General features: G+C 67.2%; 17 protein-coding genes. 7 read left to right on the top strand and 10 right to left on the bottom strand.

What is annotated here, in order from left to right; genetic code table 11:
* The first annotated feature begins 24 nt into the window (after positions 1-24).
* The 4 genes from ACQZF9_RS19830 (at position 25) to ACQZF9_RS19815 (ending at position 2,408) form a co-directional block, all read left to right on the top strand.
* Positions 25-330, top strand: coding sequence for an EF-hand domain-containing protein (locus tag ACQZF9_RS19830; RefSeq protein ID WP_428310695.1), 306 nt, complete (start codon positions 25-27; stop codon positions 328-330).
* Positions 331-423: 93 nt separating this feature from the next.
* The gene (locus ACQZF9_RS19825) at positions 424-1,464 is read left to right on the top strand and encodes a hypothetical protein (RefSeq protein WP_428310694.1); all 1,041 of its coding nucleotides are present in this window, start codon (positions 424-426) and stop codon (positions 1,462-1,464) included.
* 49 nt (positions 1,465-1,513) lie between these two features.
* Entirely contained in the window at positions 1,514-2,077 is a 564-nt protein-coding gene (locus ACQZF9_RS19820) for an acyl-CoA thioesterase (protein ID WP_428310693.1), read from the top strand.
* 25 nt (positions 2,078-2,102) lie between these two features.
* Entirely contained in the window at positions 2,103-2,408 is a 306-nt protein-coding gene (locus tag ACQZF9_RS19815) for a hypothetical protein (RefSeq protein WP_428310692.1), read from the top strand.
* 127 nt (positions 2,409-2,535) lie between these two features.
* Here ACQZF9_RS19815 and ACQZF9_RS19810 read toward each other — a convergent pair whose 3' ends face one another.
* From ACQZF9_RS19810 to pip, 3 genes are all read right to left on the bottom strand, one after another.
* Positions 2,536-2,862, bottom strand: coding sequence for a hypothetical protein (locus tag ACQZF9_RS19810; RefSeq protein ID WP_428310691.1), 327 nt, complete (start codon positions 2,860-2,862; stop codon positions 2,536-2,538).
* A 108-nt stretch (positions 2,863-2,970) separates the two neighbouring features.
* Positions 2,971-4,380: an FAD/NAD(P)-binding protein gene (locus ACQZF9_RS19805; protein WP_428310690.1), complete on the bottom strand. Its 1,410-nt coding sequence runs from the start codon at positions 4,378-4,380 to the stop codon at positions 2,971-2,973.
* Between the two features lie 243 nt (positions 4,381-4,623).
* Complete coding sequence (pip, locus tag ACQZF9_RS19800) at positions 4,624-5,574, bottom strand: prolyl aminopeptidase (RefSeq protein ID WP_428310689.1); 951 nt, start codon at positions 5,572-5,574, stop codon at positions 4,624-4,626.
* Between the two features lie 225 nt (positions 5,575-5,799).
* On the opposite strand from pip, the gene ACQZF9_RS19795 reads away from it, so the two are divergent.
* Positions 5,800-7,689, top strand: a complete 1,890-nt coding sequence (locus ACQZF9_RS19795) for a LysM peptidoglycan-binding domain-containing protein (protein ID WP_428310688.1) — start codon at positions 5,800-5,802, stop codon at positions 7,687-7,689.
* Positions 7,690-7,783: 94 nt separating this feature from the next.
* Here the strand turns inward: ACQZF9_RS19795 and ACQZF9_RS19790 are convergent, their stop codons facing one another.
* Genes ACQZF9_RS19790 through mprF form a run of 4 tightly spaced genes read right to left on the bottom strand, consistent with a single transcriptional unit; the run spans position 7,784 to position 12,436 of the window.
* Positions 7,784-7,924 carry a DUF3096 domain-containing protein gene (locus ACQZF9_RS19790; protein WP_428310687.1) on the bottom strand — a complete coding sequence of 47 codons (141 nt, stop codon included), beginning with the start codon at positions 7,922-7,924 and terminating at the stop codon, positions 7,784-7,786.
* Between the two features lie 44 nt (positions 7,925-7,968).
* Entirely contained in the window at positions 7,969-8,460 is a 492-nt protein-coding gene (locus ACQZF9_RS19785) for a DUF456 domain-containing protein (protein WP_428313461.1), read from the bottom strand.
* A gap of 5 nt (positions 8,461-8,465) precedes the next feature.
* Entirely contained in the window at positions 8,466-9,878 is a 1,413-nt protein-coding gene (locus ACQZF9_RS19780) for a virulence factor family protein (RefSeq protein WP_428310686.1), read from the bottom strand.
* Complete coding sequence (gene mprF, locus ACQZF9_RS19775) at positions 9,875-12,436, bottom strand: bifunctional lysylphosphatidylglycerol flippase/synthetase MprF (RefSeq protein WP_428310685.1); 2,562 nt, start codon at positions 12,434-12,436, stop codon at positions 9,875-9,877. The genes ACQZF9_RS19780 and mprF overlap by 4 nt, the downstream gene beginning before the upstream one ends.
* 266 nt (positions 12,437-12,702) lie before the next feature.
* Here mprF and ACQZF9_RS19770 point away from each other — a divergent pair, with 266 nt between their 5' ends.
* Positions 12,703-13,353 (top strand): TetR/AcrR family transcriptional regulator, encoded by a 651-nt coding sequence (locus ACQZF9_RS19770; protein WP_428310684.1) that lies wholly within the window; start codon positions 12,703-12,705, stop codon positions 13,351-13,353.
* Between the two features lie 48 nt (positions 13,354-13,401).
* Here the strand turns inward: ACQZF9_RS19770 and ACQZF9_RS19765 are convergent, their stop codons facing one another.
* Complete coding sequence (locus tag ACQZF9_RS19765; protein ID WP_428310683.1) at positions 13,402-14,580, bottom strand: diguanylate cyclase domain-containing protein; 1,179 nt, start codon at positions 14,578-14,580, stop codon at positions 13,402-13,404.
* A 291-nt stretch (positions 14,581-14,871) separates the two neighbouring features.
* Here ACQZF9_RS19765 and ACQZF9_RS19760 point away from each other — a divergent pair, with 291 nt between their 5' ends.
* Entirely contained in the window at positions 14,872-16,044 is a 1,173-nt protein-coding gene (locus tag ACQZF9_RS19760) for an acyl-CoA desaturase (RefSeq protein ID WP_428310682.1), read from the top strand.
* Between the two features lie 127 nt (positions 16,045-16,171).
* Here the strand turns inward: ACQZF9_RS19760 and ACQZF9_RS19755 are convergent, their stop codons facing one another.
* Both ACQZF9_RS19755 and ACQZF9_RS19750 read right to left on the bottom strand, forming a co-directional pair.
* Positions 16,172-16,528, bottom strand: a complete 357-nt coding sequence (locus tag ACQZF9_RS19755) for a hypothetical protein (RefSeq protein WP_428310681.1) — start codon at positions 16,526-16,528, stop codon at positions 16,172-16,174.
* Between the two features lie 136 nt (positions 16,529-16,664).
* Complete coding sequence (locus ACQZF9_RS19750) at positions 16,665-18,467, bottom strand: thrombospondin type 3 repeat-containing protein (RefSeq protein ID WP_428310680.1); 1,803 nt, start codon at positions 18,465-18,467, stop codon at positions 16,665-16,667.
* Between the last annotated feature and the right edge of the window lie 30 nt (positions 18,468-18,497).

The raw sequence follows: 18,497 nt of genomic DNA, 5'->3' as shown, positions 1-18,497 counted from the left end.
CCTTCTTCGTCCGTTCCAGATCGAATGCCGACCCTGCCTTCCCGCTTGTTCGCCGCCGCATGGCTGGCGGTGCTCGCCTCGTCCTGCGCCAGTGATCCGCAGCGCGATCGGTCGCCGATCAAGTTCAAGGTGTTCGAGGACGCCGATACCGACCACGACGGCAAGCTCAACCACGCCGAAGTCGCCGCCGTGCCGGAGCTGGAGCCGCTGCTGCGCATCTTCAACCGAGTCGACACCGATCACAGCGGCTTCCTGTCGTGGAACGAGGTGCGCGCCGCTCGCTTCCCGGTTTTCCGCGAGCCGCGCCTGCCGCAGCCCGAGGGGGAATAGCGGGGTTGTGACTTTTGCTTGATTAAAACTCGCTAAGTCGATAAGTTCCTGCGAACTGCCTTCGCGGGAAACGGCTTGACCCCACTTCTGCTCATGGTTGCGACACTGGCGGGCCTGCTGCTGATCGTCGCCGGCATCGTCGGCTCGCATCCGCGCCCCTCCGACGGCAAATGGCAGCCGCTGTCGCCCAGCGTGCGTGCCGGCCTGACCGTGGTCGGCCTGGTGGTGATCCTCGGCGGCTGGGCGACGAACCAGGGCTGGTTCAAGGCCCCGCCGAGCACCGCCAGTGCCGCGGCGCCGCGCTATTCCGACGCGCGCGGCGACCGGCCGACCGACACCTTGTGGAACGAGGCCGAAGTCGCCGAGCGCGAGGCGCGCCAGCATCCGCGGCCGTCGCTGCCGCCGACCGCGAATTCGCTGCCGGCGATGCCGCAAGCCGAGCCGGTCGCGGCGGCACCGACACCGGCACTCGAACCGGTTCCGGCACCGGCGCCACAGGCCCTTGCGGCGCCGCCCGCAACGCCGGCACCGGCGCCGGCCGCCGCCGCGCCCGCGTCTGTCACCGCTGCGCCCGCGGCTCCGGCTGCCGCGCCGACGACGCGGCTCGCCGCCGCCCCCACAGCATCGCCAGCGGCGTGCAACTGCGATCAGCCGGGCGCTGCAAGGCCGGCCGCGCCCAGGCCCGCATCGCGACCGCGTTCGCTCGCGGGCAGCCGTGGCCGCAATGCCGGCGGCGGCGACATCGTCAGCGTCTGTGCGCTGCAGCAGCAATACGGCATCGCGCCGGCATCCAGTGCGAGCGATCGCATCGGCAACACCCGCAGCGGTGGCACGGCCAGCCTGCGGGTGCAGGATCGGCTGGGTCCGGATCAGCGTCGCGAGCAGTTGCGCATCAGCATCGACGGCGGCGCCTCGGCGACCTTGAATCTCGGACCGTCGAACAGCAGCGGCTCGGTCAGCCTGCGCGCGCCGCGCGACGGCGCGCGTTATCGGCTCAGCGGCTTCACCGAGTATCGCGACGGCCGCCGCGTGCCCTTGTCCGGCGAGGGCGTACTCGACGGCGACGCCTCGCGTTACGAGCTGCGCCTGGCCGACGAGTCCGGTGGCGCCGTGTTTCTGGAGCCGGCTTCCTGACAGCGGCGACGGCGCGTCTACAATGCGCCAGGCCGACACGGATGCCCGCATGACCGACCGCAACAACACCAGCGACTCCGCGCCGGCTGCCACCTCGCTGCCGGCCTCGCGACGCAGCGCGCACTCGGCGGTGCGCGAGCAGGTCTACATGATTTTTCCGAACGATCTGAACAACAACGACACTGTGTTCGGCGGCCTGATCATGTCGCAGATGGACCGGTTGTGCGCGGTCGTCGCCGACCGCCATGCCGGCGCGATCTGCTCGACCGTCGGTGTCGACGCCGTGCATTTCCTCAAGCCCGCGCGCCGCGGCGACGTGCTGATTTTCAGCGCCTGCGTGAACCGCGCCTGGAACTCGTCGATGGAAGTCGGCTGCCGCGTCGAGGCCGAGACCGTCGCCGGCACCGAGCGCCGGCATATCCTGTCGGCGTATCTGACTTTCGTCGCCCAGGATGCCGACGGCCGGCCGCAGCCGGTGCCGGCCCTGGTCGTGGAAACCGATCAGGAGCGCCGCCGCTTCGGCGAGGCGCAGCTGCGCCGCGAATCGCGGCTGGCGCATGCCGAGGCAGTCAAGCGCCTGCGCACGCCGACCACCACCGGCCCTGCGGCCTGACAACGAAAAAAGGGAGCTGGCACAAATGAAAAAACTGTTTGATTTCTGCGCGCGCGCCATCGCGATCGCGCTGCTCGCCGTGACGCTGTCCGGCTGCGCCGGCCACAAGCAGATCGAGGCGACCTCGCCCGACGTGGTGATCGAAGGCGTCAACGTCGGTGACGAGGTCAGCATCAACAGCAAGGCCGGCAAGCACTATCGTTTCGTCATCACCAAGATCACCAACAAGGCGCTGTACGGCGAAGGCGTGCGCGTCACCTATGCCGAAATGAGCACCGTCGAAACCAGGAACAAGGACGGCGTGTTCAAGCGCATCGGCAACCTGTTCTGAGGTGGTGTATCCCTCTCCCTCCGGGAGAGGGTGGCCCGAAGGGTCGGGTGAGGGTGCAGACGGCGCAAAGCGGCTTGATGCCTGCGAGTCCCTCACCCCTAGCCCCTCTCCCGGAGGGAGAGGGGAATCAGTTCTTGCCGCTGAAGGCGTCGTCGAGATCGTCGTCGAGGTTGTGGAAGGCGACCCGCAGCAGCACATACAGCACAGCGACGATGCCCGCGGTCAGCCCGGCGGTCTTCCAGCCGTCGAACTGCCGCGTTTCGAGCTGCTCGATCTGGTCGTAGCGCACCGACCAGGCCTTGTCGGACGAGTCGCGGCCGACAAAGGAGGCCTCGTCCACCGACGTGACTTTCAGGTCGTAGTGATGCTGGGTCGTGGTCAGCACGCTGACCTGTTCACCGACCTTGAGCCGGTGCTGCAGCGCCGAGGCAGCCGGCCTGTCCATCACCTGCATCGACGTTCAGCCGAGCAGCGAAACCGCCGCGAGCGCGGCGATCAGTCCTCGAAACATTTGCAATTCCCCGTTACCGCGCGCGGACGAAGCGTCCGCTTGAATCCCCGGTCAGGAAACTACCAGCGCCTGCGGCTGTTGCGCCAGCGAGCGGTGCACCACATCTGCGACCTGCGCCACATGCTTGCGCAGCTCCGGCACCGCGGTCGCCTCCCAGTGCTGGGCGCGCAGGAACGGGCCGACGTAATGCATCGTCGGCGAGGAATGGCCCTGGCGGTCGATCAGCCGGTAGTCGCTGTCGACGATCAGGCCCAGGCCGAGTTCGTCGGGTTTGATCAGGCCGGCCTCGCGCAGTTGCGCGATCAGCGGTTCGGCGCAGCTGCGCGTATCGCTTTCCGGGCCGGTGCAGTTGATCACGTAGCCGGCGGAGAGTCGCTTGAGCTGCAGCTTGCCGCGCGGCCGCCACAGCACGTCGACGCTGTCGGCGTGCTCGTTGTAGCCCATCACGCGGCCGGCATGGACGATCAGGTTGCGCTCTTCGCGCTCGGCATCGAGCAGCCGGCCAAGGGCCGGGGCGCAGCGGTGGCGGTGGGTGTCCCAGAAGGTGCGCAGGTGACGGATGAAGCGCCGGCGCTCGCGCGTCGACAGCACCTGCCACAGCTGCGGCGTGGCGCCGCGCAGGCCGCCGATGATGTCGCGCCAGTCCACGTCCTCGGTCTTGGCCAGTTCCAGTTCGTGGCGCAGGCCGCGCAGGTAGTCGCGCACGTTCGGCGTGCCCGGCAGGCGCTTCGGCAGGCCGGTTGTGTAGACCGGGCGGATTTCCAGCTCGCGATGCGGCTGCGGCAGCAGGCCGCGCCGCGACAGCGCGTGGATCGGGGCGCGGTGGCCGCGTGCGCGCAGGCTCAGCAGCGTGTCGAGCATGGTCAGGCCGGTGCCGATCAGGAACACCGGTTCGTCGGGCTTGACCACCCACAGCGCGTCGGCGCGCCAGGGATCGCGCACGTAGCGCGGGCTGCTGTAGAAATTCTCGTACTGGCCGTCGACTTTCGGGTCGCCCGGCGCGAAGTTGCCCAGCGCCAGCACCACGCGATCGGCTTCCAGCACCTTCTTGTTGCTGAGGTGGATGCGCGCGCCGGCGGCCAGCGGCTGGATGCGCTCGACGTCGCCGACCATCGGCTTGTAGATGCTGCCGGCAGGCGCGGCGCGGGCGGCTTCGCGCACCAGATATTCGAGATAGTCGCCGAACAGGCGGCGCGATACGAAACTGTTGGCGGAGATGTCCGGGTCTTCGCGCTGGGCGTAGCGCAGGAAGCTGTCCTCGTCGTCCGGATAGGCGCTCATGCGCCCGGCCGGCACGTTGAGCACATGCTCGTCGGTGCGCGTGCCGTAGGCCAGACCGCGCGCCATCAGGCCCGAACGGTTCAGCAGGATCACTTCCAGCGGCTCGGCGGCCTTGCGCAGTAATTGCGCAGCGGTGACGGCACCGCAGAACCCGGCACCGATGATGACGACAGTTCTCATGTGAGGTTCGTGTCCTTCGATCCTGACGGCAACTTGCGCGGGGCGCATCGAGTACCCGGTGCGTCGCAAGACGTATGCCTTGGAGGCTAAATGCAGGGTCGGCCGGCGCACAAATAGCCAGTACGTCTAAGAAATCAGGAACACCAACCGCGTAGGAAATTACCTACACGAGATGCCGGGCTTCGCCGGGCTCGCCCGGCGCGGTAGCCCGGGTGAAACCCGGGGATCACGAACTCGCGGTGCTTACGGCAGATCGGCGAAGCGATCCGTCGCTGCGACCAGGCGCGACAGCACGCCGGGCTCGCTGGCGGCGTGGCCGGCGTCGCCGACGATCTGCAGATCGGCCTCGGGCCAGGCGCGGTGCAGGTCCCAGGCCGATTTGATCGGGCAGACCACGTCGTAGCGGCCCTGCACGATCACGCCCGGAATGTGGCGGATGCGGTAGGCGTCCTCCAGCAGCTGGTCCGGCGTGCGGAAGAAGCCGCCGTTGACGAAGTAGTGGCACTCGATGCGCGCGAAGGCCTCGGCGAACTTGTCTTCGCCGAAGCGCTGCACCATGTCGCGGCTCGGCAGCAGCTTGCTGGTCGCGCCTTCCCAGATGCTCCAGGCGCGCGCGGCTTCGCGGCGCTCGTCGTCGTTGCTGCTGGTCAGGCGGCGGTGGTAAGCGGCGACCATGTCGCCGCGCTCGTCTTTCGGAATCGGCCGCAGGTAATGCTCCCAGGCATCCGGATAAATCCAGCTCGCGCCCTCCTGGTAGAACCAGCGGATCTCCTCGGTGCGCAGCAGGAAGATGCCGCGCAGCACCAGCGCGCGGGTCTGGTCCGGATGGGTCTGCGCATACGCCAGTGCCAGGGTCGAACCCCAGGAGCCGCCGAACACCACCCAGCGATCGATGCCGAGCGTCTTGCGGATCAGCTCCATGTCGGCGACCAGATCCCAGGTGGTGTTGTCGCGCAGCTCCGCGTGCGGCGTCGAGCGGCCGCAGCCGCGCTGATCGAACAGCACGATGCGATACGCCTGCGGATTGAAGAACTGCCGATGCCAGGGCTCGGTGCCGCCGCCGGGACCGCCGTGCACGAACACCACCGGCTTGCCTTTCGGATTGCCGCATTCCTCGACATAAATCTCGTGCAGATCCGAGACCTTCAGGCGCTGCGTCTTGTACGGCTCGATCGCGGGGTAAGGCTGGGCCATGGGATGCGCTAGTGTCCTGGTCTGGAGAAATGATCGCGGCCATCCGTGGCGGCGCCAGCGTCTAGCTTAATCCACCTGCGCGCCGCGCTCGCGGGCAGCGCGGCGGCGGTCTTGTAAATGATCGTAAAGGCCCTGCTACCGCGTCGCTGAGCCGCTCGCGTTGAGCGGCGGCAGTGCGTCGGCTAGCATCGCCGGACAGCGGTCTTGTGCGTTTCGGAGTATTGAGTGTCGTTCAGTTTTAGCTGGTATCGCGCAGCATCCGTCGCCACCTTGCTGGCAACCGGCACCGTGTCGGCGCAGCAGGTACCGCCGCCCGCTGCGCCGTTGCAGCCGTCCCCGGCCACTGCCGTCAACCCCGCCGCGGCGGATGCGGCGTCGGCGACGGCCGTCCCGGCCGAAGCGGTGCTGCCGCCGGTGGCCACGCCGGAACCGTCGCTGCCGACGGTCGCGGTGCCGGCGCCGATCGCGCCCGATCCGGCCGCTACCGCGCCCGGCGCGCAGGGACCAGCGGTCACCGTGCGCCGCCTGCCGCCGGCGCCGGTGATGGACGAGCGCCTGTTCCCGCGCTACGACATCCTCGCGCCCAACGTCGCGTTCTGGACGCGCGTGTTCGGCGAGTGGTCGGAGAACCAGAGCGCGGTGCACTCCACCGAATACCCGAACAAGGTGTTCGAGGTGCTGGACTTCCGCAACGAGGCGCTGGAAATGAGCCCGGTGCAGCTGTCGCGCTACAGGGCGGCGCAGGAGAGCGACGCCAAGGCGCGCATCGACCGGCTGCTCAAGCAGGTTCACGAGCTGCGCAACGCGCCGGAGCAGATGAACGAGCAGCAGCGCCGCGTCTATCGCCTGTATGCCGACGTCAACGGCGACAACCGCTTCAAGAACGCGATCGGTACGTTCCGCGCCCAGCGCGGCCTCAAGGAGCGCACCGCGCTGGCGCTGCAGACCTCGGGCAGCTATCTGCCGGAGATGGAAAGCATCTTCGGCAGCTACCGCCTGCCGATCCAGCTGACACGGTTGCCGCTGGTGGAGTCCAGCTTCAACGTCGACGCCTATTCCAAGGTCGGCGCGGCCGGCCTGTGGCAGTTCATTCCGTCGAGCGCGAAGATCTACATGCGCCTGAACGAGCTGGTCGACGACCGCCGCGACCCGTGGACCAGCACCGACGCCGCCGCGCGCCATTTGCGCGACGACTACGCCGCGCTCGGCGCCTGGCCGCTGGCGCTGACCGCGTACAACCACGGCCGCGGCGGCATCGCCAAGGGGCTGCGCGAAACCGGCGGCACGAGCTTGCCGGACCTGATCCGCGGCTACGACGCCAAGAGCTTCGGCTTCGCCTCGCGCAACTTCTACGCGGAGTTCCTCGCGGCCAGCGACGTCGAGCGCAACTGGAAGCAGCACTTCGGCGAGATCGTGCGCCGCGAGCCGCTGCGTTTCGACACCGTCGAGACCAAGAACTACGTTCCTTACGAAACCCTGCGCCGGCTGTGCAATGCCGACGACGACGTGTTCCGCCGGCTCAATCCGGCCTACCGGCCGGAAGTCATCGAAGGCAAGCTCTATGTGCCGCCGGGCCATTTGATCCGCGTGCCGGCGGGCCACGCCAATGCCTTCAACGTCGCCTATTCCAAACTCGGCAGCTCCGAGCGTTTCGACACGCAGCGCAGCTTCTTTCTGCTGCACAAGGTCGGCAAGGGCGACAGCATCGGCAAGATTGCACGGCAGTACGGCGTCAGCCAGGCCGCGATCAAGAGCGCCAATGGCTTCAAGGACGCCAACCCGAAGCTGCGCCTGGGTGCGGTGCTGAAGGTGCCGCCGCGCGAAGAAAGTCGCCCCGGGCCGGTGGTGGTCGCGCTCGGCGAATCCAAGCCGACCTTGACCCGAGAACAGAACGACGAAGTCGTCGCCGAGCGCATCCGCGACGAGGAGCCCAAGCCGGCGCAGAAGAAAAAGAAAGCCGCACCGCGCCTGCACAAGGTGCGCTCCGGCCAGACGCTCGGCGAAATCGCCAAGCAGTACAAGGTCAGCGTCGCCGACATCCGCGCGGCCAACGGCCTGAACGAGCGCGGGCAGATCAAGGTCGGCCAGCAGCTGAAGATTCCGCCCGCTGGTTGAGCGGCCGTCATCCCCGCGCAGGCGGGAACCCGGTGCGGCGAGCGTCGCACTTTTCGTCTCTGGATTCCCGCCTGCGCGGGAATGACGGTTTCGGTTAGTGCAGGTGCAGGATGCCGATCACGCCGATCGCGATCAGGTACAGCGCGACGACGTAGTTCAGCAGGCGCGGCATCACCAGGATCAGCACACCGGCGATCAGCGACAGCACCGGGACGGTTTCGATATGCACGGTCATTTGCAGATTTCCTTATCGGGTTGAACAGTCGGAAAAGGCGAGTCTCAAATCAGCCAGACGAAGGCAAACACGCCGATCATCGCCAGGCCCAGCGCCAGCTTGGCGACGGTGCCGAGCAGCAGACCGATCCAGGTGGCGACACCGGAGGCGGCGGCCTGATCGAGACTGCGGCGCGCGCCGATTTCGCCGATCACCGCGCCGATGAAAGGCCCGAGAATCAGTCCCGGCAAGCCGAAGAAAATGCCGACGACGCTGCCCAGCGTTGCGCCCAACACGGCTTTGGGACTGGCGCCGACTTTTTTCGCGCCGAGGCTGCCGGCGACGAAGTCCAGCACGAGGCCGATCAGCAACAGCACGGTCAGCACGCCGATGGTGACCTTGCCGACATGCTCGAAGCCGTCGCACCAGGCCGCGAGCAGCAGGCCGCCGAACACCATCGGCAGACCGGGCAGAATCGGCAGGATCGCGCCGGCCAGTCCGCCGAGCACCAGCAGCACCGCGACGATGCCGAACAGGGTCTGCATCATCGGGTCCATCGGCGTCACGGTGGCGCCGATGCCGTGGGCAGGCCGTCGATCAGCGTCTTCGCGATCAGCGCGTAGTTGCCGTCGAAATGATGGCTGCCGGGCAGCACTTTCACGTCGAAGCGCCTGGCATCGAGCTTGGGGCAGATCGCGTCTTCGTCGTCCTTGCCGCAGACGACCTGGAAGTCGTGACGGCCGGCGAGTTTCTCGACTTCCGGCATCGTCTCCAGACCACTGCTCTGTCCTGCCCAGGCGCCGACATGGAACTCGAATGCGGCATGTTCCGACAGCGCCACCGCGCTGCTCAACGCGATCTGGCCGCGGGTCGCGTCGCTGAGCCGGTTCAGCGCGAACGGCAGCACGTCGGCCCCCTGCGAATAGCCGATCAGCATGACTTTCGGCCGCTTCCAGGCGTCGCTGTAATGCGCGACCAGCCGGTCCAGATCTTTGGCCACGTCCTCGGGTTTACGCTCGGTCCAGAAGTAGCGCAGCGAGTCCATGCCGATCACCGGAATGCCGGCCGCAGCGAGCGCGTCGGCTACTTCTTCGTCGAGGCCGGCCCAGCCGCCGTCGCCGGACATCAGCACCGCGAACACGTCGCGATGTTCGCCGAGGTGGTTGGTCGCCGGGATTTCGACCAGCGGCAGATCCGGCAGCGCCTCGGGCTTGCGATGCGCCGGCGCGATGTTCGCGGCGAGCGTGCCGTAAGCCACCAGCGCGGCGCCGGCGGCGCTCGGCGCACCGGAGCGGCGACGCACCGGCCAGCGCATTTCCGCGTCCGGCACTGCGTCGATGAAAGCGCGCGCGCCGCAGGCGTCGCTGGCCGGCGTGATGACGGCGAAGAACGGTGACTGCAGTCGCGAGCTCTTCAGGATTTCATTGCCGCCGTTCGCGGTCTTGCTCTGCTTCAGCGCGGTGCCGGCGCACAGCGGCGGATGCAGCGGTGACTGCGGGCAGAAGCCGACGCCGACGCCGCCTGAGAAGCTCTTCTTCGGCGCCTGTGCGAGTACGCCGAAAACCAGTGCCGCGGCATCGTCGAAGCCCAGCAGCAGCGGCGGCAGATAATCGTCCTGATGCGTATAGGCCTGGATGAAGCGGCTCAGGTTGTCGAGATCGCCGTCGAGAAATTCGCAGTTGTCGCCGTCTTCGCCGAGCTTCTTCATCAGCGCCGGGCTGTCGATGCCGGCAACCAGGGTCTGGTTGTCGCGCAGCGCCCGTGCATAGGCTTCGGCGCGCGCGTCCCAGCCCTGGTTGCCGGAGAACAGCAGCGCGGTGCTGCGCGCCGGGCCTTCGGGCTTGTACAGATGCAGCTTTTCGATGCGGCCGTGATCGATGACTTCGTCGCGTGCCGGATCCGGCGGCGGCGATGCCAGCGCGCTTCCGATCAGACCGCAGCCGAGCAGCAGGGCGGCGACGCGCGGCAGCTTCACTTGCGCACCATTTCGCGCATGCCGCCGGCAATCAGCGAGGCGGTGTCGAGCATGATCCGCGGCAAGGCCAGGCCGCCGGGCGAGGCCAGATAACGCGGCCGCCACACCGGCTGATATTTTTCCTTGTAACGACGCAGGCCGTCGAAGTTGTAGAAGGATTCGCCGTAGCGATGCACCAGCAGGCCGAGCCGGTGCCACAGCGGTGCCAGCGGATGATGTTCCAGGCCCGCGAGCGGCGCCATGCCGAGGTTGAACCACTGGTATTGGCGCTCCTTGCCCCACAGCAACAATTCGACGAACAGATAATCCATCACGCCCTTGGGCGCGTCGTCACCGTAACGCATCAGGTCCACCGACAGCTCGCTGCCGTCGCCGGAGCGCCACAGGTTGGCGAAGGCGACGATGGCGTCGCCGCGCATCGCCACCGCGCACGGAAAATAACCCATGTAGGCGCGGTCGAAGCGGCCCACCGAGAAGCTTTTCTCGGCGGCGGACTTGTCGTCGAGCCAGGCCCGGGAAACCTTGTCCAGCTCGTCCATGCGCAGCAGCACCTGCTCGGGTTCGAGCACTTCGAAGTGCAGGCCTTCGCGCGCTCCCTTGCGCTGTGCGGTGCGCAGTTCCGCACGCGGCTTGCCTTCGAGACTGAAGTTGGCCAGCTGCACGCGCGCTTCTTCGCCGAGCTTGGATAGCGACAAGCCCAGGTCCAGATACAGCGGCAGCTTGTCGGCGGTGACCTGGTAGAACACGCACCAGCCGCTGTGCTTGTCGCAAAGTTCGCGAAAGCGCCAGGCGAGTTCGGCGTGACGCTGGGGATTGCCGGCCGGGTTGCCGAGCGCGATCCATGAACGGCCGCTGCGGCGATACATGATGAAGGCATCGCGCTGATCGCTGAACAGGATCTGCTTGTCGCCAAGCAGCACCAGGTTGGGCACGCTGTCGGAGCCGACTTTCAGGCATTCGCGCGCCGCTGCCAGCTGCAGCGCATCGGGCATTTCCGGCTCCGGGCGCGCCGAACCGAGCAGCGACCACAGGCCGTAGCTCAAACCGACCAGCACCGCGACCAGGCTGGCGCGCAGCATGCGCGGCGCATTTTCGTCGAGTGCGAAACGCCACCAGATTTCGTCGTCGTACTGCACGTCGCGGAATACGACGAAGCCGATCCAGATCGCGGCGCCGATCACCAGGCCGACGTTCAGCAGCCACAACGGCGACAGCTTGGCCTCGGTCAGGGGTGCGTGCCGGTAGAAGCGATCGCGCGATACCGCCAGCACCAGCAGCACCACCAGCAGGATCAGCGCCTCCTCGAAATCGCCGCCCTTGAGCAGCGACGCGGCAATGCCGCCGACCAGCAGGATCAGCGTCAGCCACCAGGCCGCCGCCAGCCGGCGATACAGCCCGCGCGCGATGATCAGCAGGCCGACGCCGAAAGCGCTGCCGGCCAGATGCGAGGCCTCCAGCACGCCCAGCGGCAGCGCCTGCGCCAGCCATTCGACGCGCGAGCCGATCGCCGGCAACGAGCCGGATATCAGCAGTACCGCGCCGGCGGCGAAAGTCGCCACCGCGACCGCCTGAGGCACCATCGACTCGAACGAGCGGCGTAGCTGCGTCGCCGCGCGCAAGGTCGCGCGCAGCGCCCGGACTTCGCGCGATGCCAGCAGCAGCAGCGCCAGGGTGAACGGCGCGATGTAGTAGACGACACGGAACAGCAGGATGGAGCCGAGCAGCGGGCCGGGCTCCGGCGTCGGCAGCAACAGCAGCAGCGCCGACTCGAACACGCCCAGGCCGCCGGGCACATTGCTGACCGCGCCCAGCGTGACCGCAATCACGTAGACGCCCAGGAAGGCCGGGTAGTGCGCGCCGACCTCGTGCGGCAGCAACACGTACAGCGCTGCGGCCGAGCAGGCGATGTCGAAGCCGCTGACCAGGAACTGCGCGGCGACCTGCGGCGGATTCGGCGTCGCGATCCGCCAGTTGCGCAATTGCAGCGGCTTGCGGCGGAACGAGGCCAGCGCGGCGTAGCCGACCACGAACAGCAGCACGACGCCGCCGACCACCTGGGTCCAGATCGGCTCGATATGCAGCAGCCGCGCCGCCGCATGCGGTTCCAGCAGCAGCGAGCCGCTGAGCAGGGTCCCGGCGCCGATCAGAAAGGTCAGCGAAAACAAGCCCTGGACCAGCGCAATGTCGGTGGCCGACAGGCCCTCCGCCGAGTAGGCACGCAGCCGCACCGAGCCGCCGGACAGCGACGACAGCCCCAGCGAATGCGCCAGTGCGCAGGCGATGAACGAGATCGAGGCGACGCGGCGGTAGCGCAACGGCTTGCCGATGATGTCCAGCGCCAGCGCGTCATACAGCGTCAGCGCGAAGTAGCTGGCGGCGGTCCAGCCGATCGCCGCCAGCACCTGGGTCAGCGACAGGCTCTTCAGTGGCAGCAGCAGGTCGGCCGGGTCGAGCTTGCGCAGGCTGTCGTCCAGCACGAACAGCGCGACGGCAAAAATGCCGAGCGTCATCAGGGCCGCGGCGATCGCGCGCGCCTTTCCAGGGTTCAGTCGTTGCATGCCGCGCATTCTATGAAGTGTGAGGCAGGTATGGCAGCGGCAGTAGGGATTTACGAAGGGGAGTGTAGGAATTAACCCGGATCGACCGGATGCCGGCGAGCTGAATGGCCGAAATTCCGCCAGATTGTGCCGCTGGTCCGGAAGTCAGGTACCAGTCATCGGTGGGCTCTGCACCATGCAGGCAAGTGCCCGTCCGCCGCGAGCGTCTTTTTTAGCGTGGCGACGGAGTAAACCAACCAATTGCCATGCAAGGGATGCCCACCGTCATGAACCAGCCGCTGACTCCGTTGATGCTCAAGGCCCTCGTCCCCGCGACCGCCCGCGGCGAAGCCACACGGCGCAAGCTGCTTGCCGCCGCCGAAGTGGAGTTTGGAGCCCGCGGCTTCCATGCTGCCTCGGTCAGCTCGATCACCACCCGTGCCGACGTCGGCCAGGGTACGTTCTATCTGTACTTCCACAGCAAGGAAGAAATCTTCATCACGCTTGTGCGCGAAATCGGCCGCGCGCTGCGCACGTTCGCCGCCAAGGCGGGTGCCGCCGCACCGACGCGGCGCGCCGGCGAGCGCGAGGGCCTGGTGGCGCTGCTGCGCTACACGCTGGACTATCCGGGCCGCTACCGCATCGTGCAGGAATCGCAGTTCGTCGACGAAACCGTGTTCCGCGAATATCACGAGCGGCTGGCGCGCAGCTATGCGCAAAGCCTGATCGAGGGTGCCGAGAGCGGCAATTTCAAGCAGGGCGACGCCGACACGCGCGCCTGGGCGATCCTCGGCATCGGCCAGTTCCTGGCGCTGCGCTACTGCCTGTGGACCGGCCGCATGCCGCCGGACGAGGTCATCGACAGCGCGATGGACATGATCGAAAGCGGCATCATGGCGCCCAACCCGCTGAGCTCGCCGGTGCGCGTCGCCGCCTGAGTTGGATCATTGATCCGCAGGCACAGCCATCCCGGCCTGCGCGGCGGATCACGCCGCTGAGCGCGTGTGCGGGTGGCCGCCGCGGTTGGCGGGGCGGCGCCTGGAACCGACCGCGGTCACCACATGCGCCGCGTTGCCTCCCGCATGCTTGACTTGGTAAAGCGCTAGGTCGGCGCGTCGCTGCAGGTCGGCCAGTTCCAGGGTCGCGCTGCGTCCGGTGCAGGCACCGAGGCTGATGCTCGGATGCGCTGCTTGTGGGCCCAGCGTCTTGGCTTCGATTGCCTTCACCAGCGCGGCGCAGCGCTTGCGCGCCTCGGCCGGCCCCAGGTCGTACCAGAGCACCGCGAACTCGTCGCCGCCCAGGCGCACCACGCAGTCCAGCGGACGCCGCGCAAAGCGCTTGAGGCTGTCGGCGACCGAGCGCAGCGCCGCGTCACCTGCGGCGTGACCGTGCTCGTCGTTGACCTTCTTGAATCGGTCGACATCGATCAGCGCCAGGGTCACCGGCCGCTGCTCGCGTCGCGCATGCGCCAGCAACTGTTCGCCGGCGCGCTGGAACGCGCGGCGGTTGCTCAGGCCGGTCAGCGGGTCTTCCAGCGCTTCGCGCGTCCGCCCCCAGTCGTGGCGATGCAGGCTCTGCAGACGCAGTGAGGTCGCGCTGCCGACCAGTGCCGCGGTCGCGTCGCCGAGCAGGCTCAGGTGGGCGGGCAGAGTCCAGCCGTGACGCAGGTAGGCGAGCCCGGAGTCGATTGCCAGCAGCCCCAGCGCCAGAGGGAGCAGATGTTCCGAGCGCACGCCGCTCAGTGCCAGTGCGCCGAATATGAAAATCACCAGAAAGTACGAGGAAAACGGCGTGCTGCTGGCAAACCACAGGCTGGAGAGCGCGAGGATGCCGAAACCGACGCCGGCGATCGCGATCGCAGCGCCGGTCTCGGCGATGCCCGCGGCGGCTCGCTGCGACACGCCGCCGCCGATGCTCGACGCCAGGATGACGATCAGGCTCAGGTATAGGCCGCTGTCGGCGGCCGGGCTGACCAGCGTCGCCACCATCAGGGCCGCGGCCAGCGAGAACAGCGCCGAGCTGGCGAACAGCAACCGGGTCGACAGCCGCGTCAGCTCGATGCGATGGTCGCGCGATGCCGCGGCGTCTTGCCTGGCCCGGTCCGAGCCCACGGCCTTGCGGCGGCCCAAAGCCAAGGACTTACCACCCAGCGACGCTTGCGACATTCACGACTCCCTGTGAAAGCTTCGTCAGACTGCTGTCGAAGCCCGGTCTCGTCCTGAGACTTGTTGCGTCCGCCTTCTGGACACCTGTTTTCGATGCTGAACGGCGGCGGATGAACCCCGCCTGAGCCGCGCCACGGCAGGGCCATACTGCCACCGGTCGCATGGACCCGCCAAGCGGTCGCATTTCCTTGTTTATTGATTATTTTTTGTCACAAGAGTGCGGTAAAAGCGCTGTTAGAATGGTTGCGTTCCGGCCGTATTGCCGGTGCTTATCGAGGGCTTCATTCCTCCATGTCTTCGTCTCCCGTAGTCGATTCCTCCAGCCCGCCGGCCGCTGCCCACCAGCGGTCCTACAACTGGCCCGCGATCATCCTGTTCGGCGTCACTACGACGCTGGCCGTGACGGTGGCCCCCTGGTATGTCTGGAATCACGATTTCAGCGGCGCCGCCTGGGTCTGGTTCGCGCTGTTCCTGTATGCCAGCGGCCTGTCGATCACCGCCGGCTACCACCGCCTGTATTCGCACCGTTCTTACCAGGCTCATTGGAGCCTGCGCCTGTTCTACGCCCTGTTCGGCGCGCAGGCGCTGCAGAACAGCATCCTGGTGTGGTGCTCGATGCACCGCGTGCATCACCGCGAAGTCGACGACGTCGATCACGATCCGTACTCCGCCCGTCGTGGCCTGTGGTATTCGCACATGGGCTGGATGCTGCGTGACGAGCCCTGCCACCAGTTCGACGACAAGATCGGCCGCGATCTGAACAACGACCCGATCGTGCGCTGGCAGCACAAGCATTACCTGGCGATCGCGCTGGCGATGAACATCGCACTGCCGGCACTGGTCGGCTGGGCCAGCGGCGACCTCTGGGGCACCGTGGTGCTGGCCGGCCTGTTGCGCCTGGTGGTCAACCATCACTTCACGTTCTTCATCAACTCGCTGGCCCATTACTGGGGCCGCCAGCCTTACACCAACGAAAACACTGCGCGCGACAACGATTTTCTCGCGTTGCTGACCTACGGTGAGGGTTATCACAACTTCCATCACCTGTTTCAGTGGGATTACCGCAACGGCGTGCGCTGGTACCAGTGGGATCCGACCAAGTGGCTGATCGCCGCCTGCTCCTGGGTCGGCCTGGCCAGCGGCCTGCGCCGCACGCCGGAGTTCCAGATCCAGCGCGCCAAGCTGCAGCGTCAGTTCGAGCGGGCCAAGGAGCGCCTGGCCAAGGCCGAGGCCGGCGGCCGCTTCGCGCATCTGCAGCTGCTGCTCGAGCACGAGCTGCAGACCTTCTCGGCGACGATGTCGGAATGGGCGCGTCTGCAGCAGGAGAAGTTCGAGCACGCCAAGCAGCAGCTGTCGGAGCACTGGGAAACCAGCGAAGTCCGTCGCCGCGTGCAGCATCTGGAAGAAGCGCTGCGCCACCAGCAGCGCCGCGTGCGCCTGCTCAGCGTGCAGGCGATGGCCTGATCGCTTTGCTTCGCAGCAAAAAGCCGGCGAAAGCCGGCTTTTTTGTGGGCGCCCGATGTGGACGGGTCGAATGTCAGGCACAAAAAAGCCGGCCATGGGAGCCGGCTTCTCTGTCCTGCTGAAACGCTTAGTGACGACGATCGTAGCGATCGTATTCAACGCGGCGGTCGTAGCCACCGTGACCACCGTGGTAGTGCACGTCACGCTCGTAATGCACGTCGCGACCGCGCGGCGGGCCGTAGTAGCGCGGGCCGTAATAGACCGGACGCGGCGCGTAGTAGACCGGGGCCGGGTAATAGACGCGTTCGCGATAAACCGGAGCCGGGTAGTAAACCGGAGGCGGCGGGGGCGCGTAGTAGCCGCCACCGTAAACAGCCACGCCCGGAAGCGGCACGCCGATCCCGATCGATACATCGGTGCGCGCATTCGCGACACCCATACCAGCGACCATCAAGGCAGCTGCGGCAAGCCATTTGTGTTTCATCGAAGCGCTCCGAGAGTAGTGCAATCCTGCAGCTACTAAATTAGCGTCTTGCAATGAACACGATCTGAACCGAGCTTAACGGCAGAATGCAGGATCGCCCGCATTCTGCCGCTTTGCTTGAACCGTCTTTAGACGACTACTCAGTCACCTTGAATTCGACGCGGCGATTGTTATCGCGGCCGGCCTCGGTGTCGTTGGTGTCGATCGGCACCGACTCGCCATAGCCCACTGCCTTCAGACGCTGGGTCTTGACGCCCTGCGTATCCAGGTAGCGGATCACCGAGTTCGCACGGCGCTCGGACAGACCGAGGTTGTACGAATCCGTGCCCAGGCTGTCGGTATGGCCTTCGACGTCGAGCTTGATCTCGGGGTAGGCCGACAAGGTCGACGCCACGTCGTTGAGGATCAGCTTGGCCGGCGCGGTCAGGCGGTCGGAGTCGAACTCGAACTTGACGCCGCGCAGCACGAAGCGCTTGTCGAGTGCGCAACCGCGGGCGTCGACCGCTTCGCCCGGACGCGGCTTGCGGCAGTCGCCGACCGGCGCGCAGCCGTCCGGCAGCACCTTCAGGCCCGGCGGCGTGTTCGGGCAGGCGTCCTCGGAATCCGGAATGCCGTCGCCGTCGCTGTCCAGCGGGCAGCCGTCGGGGCCGACCTGCTGGCCGCGCGGCGAGTTCGGGCATTTGTCCAGATCGTCCGGCACGCCGTCGCCGTCGGAATCGCGGAAGTCGCAACCATTGGCGTCGACCTTGATGCCGCGCTGGGTGTTCGGGCAGCGGTCCAGGTAATCCGGTACGCCGTCACCGTCGGAGTCCATCGGGCAGCCGTTCGGGCCGACCGGGGTGTTCGGCGGAGTGCCGGGGCACTGGTCGAGATTGTCCGCCACGCCGTCGCCGTCGGAATCGATCGGGCAACCGTCGGCATTGACCGCCACGCCGGCCGGCGTACCCGGGCACTTGTCGAGATAGTCCGGGACGCCGTCGCGATCCAGGTCGGTCGGGCAGCCGTCGGAGTACACGGTCACGCCGGGCGGCGTGTTCGGGCACTTGTCGAGGCGATCCGGCACGCCGTCGCCGTCCGCGTCCGAGCCGCCGGTGCCGAGCGCGTAGCGCAGCGACAGGCCGACGTTCTGCGACTGGTATTCGCTTTTCAGCGACTGGCCCAGCGCGCTGCGGTACTTGGGCTGGTCGGCATCGACATAGCGATAGTCCAGCGACAGCGTCAGGTAATCGGTCAGCAGCAGGCCGAGGCCGCCGCCGATCTGGAAGCCGAAGGTGGTGTCCTTGCCGTCGATCAGCTGCGGTACGTCGGTGTCGGTCTGCTGGAAGCCCAGACCGCCGCCGAAGTAGGGCTGCACGATGCCGAGGTCGAGGTCGTACCAGGCGTTGGCCATCATCCGCAGCGCCTTGACCTTGCCGTCGTAATCTTGCGGCGAGGAATCAGCCGGTGTGCCGTCGGCATTGCCGAAGCCTTCCTGCAGACGGATCGTGTCGACATCGGCCTGGCTGTAATTGATGTTCAGTTCCGGCCGGAAGCCGCCTTCGAACGCGTAGCCGAAGGTCAGGCCTCCGCCGAAGCCCCACTTGAAGTCGTAGGTGAAGCGCTGCGCCGGGACGCCGGGAATCGCCGGCGTCGGGTCGGTCGGATCGGTCGCCGGCACGTTCGGGCCGAGCACGCAGAAGCCGCCGAGGCCGACGCCGACACCGAGCAGGTCCAGCGGCAACAGGCAGGTGGTGCCGTCGGAGCCGGGCGTGCCCGGGATGCCATTGCTGCCGGGGACGCCGGGCGCACTGGCAGTAGCGGAGTCGGGATGAGTGCCGAAGCCCTCGACACCGAAATACCAGCCGGGCTGACCGGCAGCCTCGGCTGGCGAGGCGAAGGCGGCAGATGCCGCACACACGATAATGGCCGCACGAGTGGCGGCCTTGAACTTGTAAAACATTGTGATCCCCCTAAAGCGCCCGATAGGACG

The organism is Hydrocarboniphaga sp. (assembly GCF_965279055.1).
GTDB lineage: Bacteria > Pseudomonadota > Gammaproteobacteria > Nevskiales > Nevskiaceae > Hydrocarboniphaga.
Note: the sequence above shows the minus strand (reverse complement) of the source record. Positions and strands in the feature narration are given on the sequence as shown.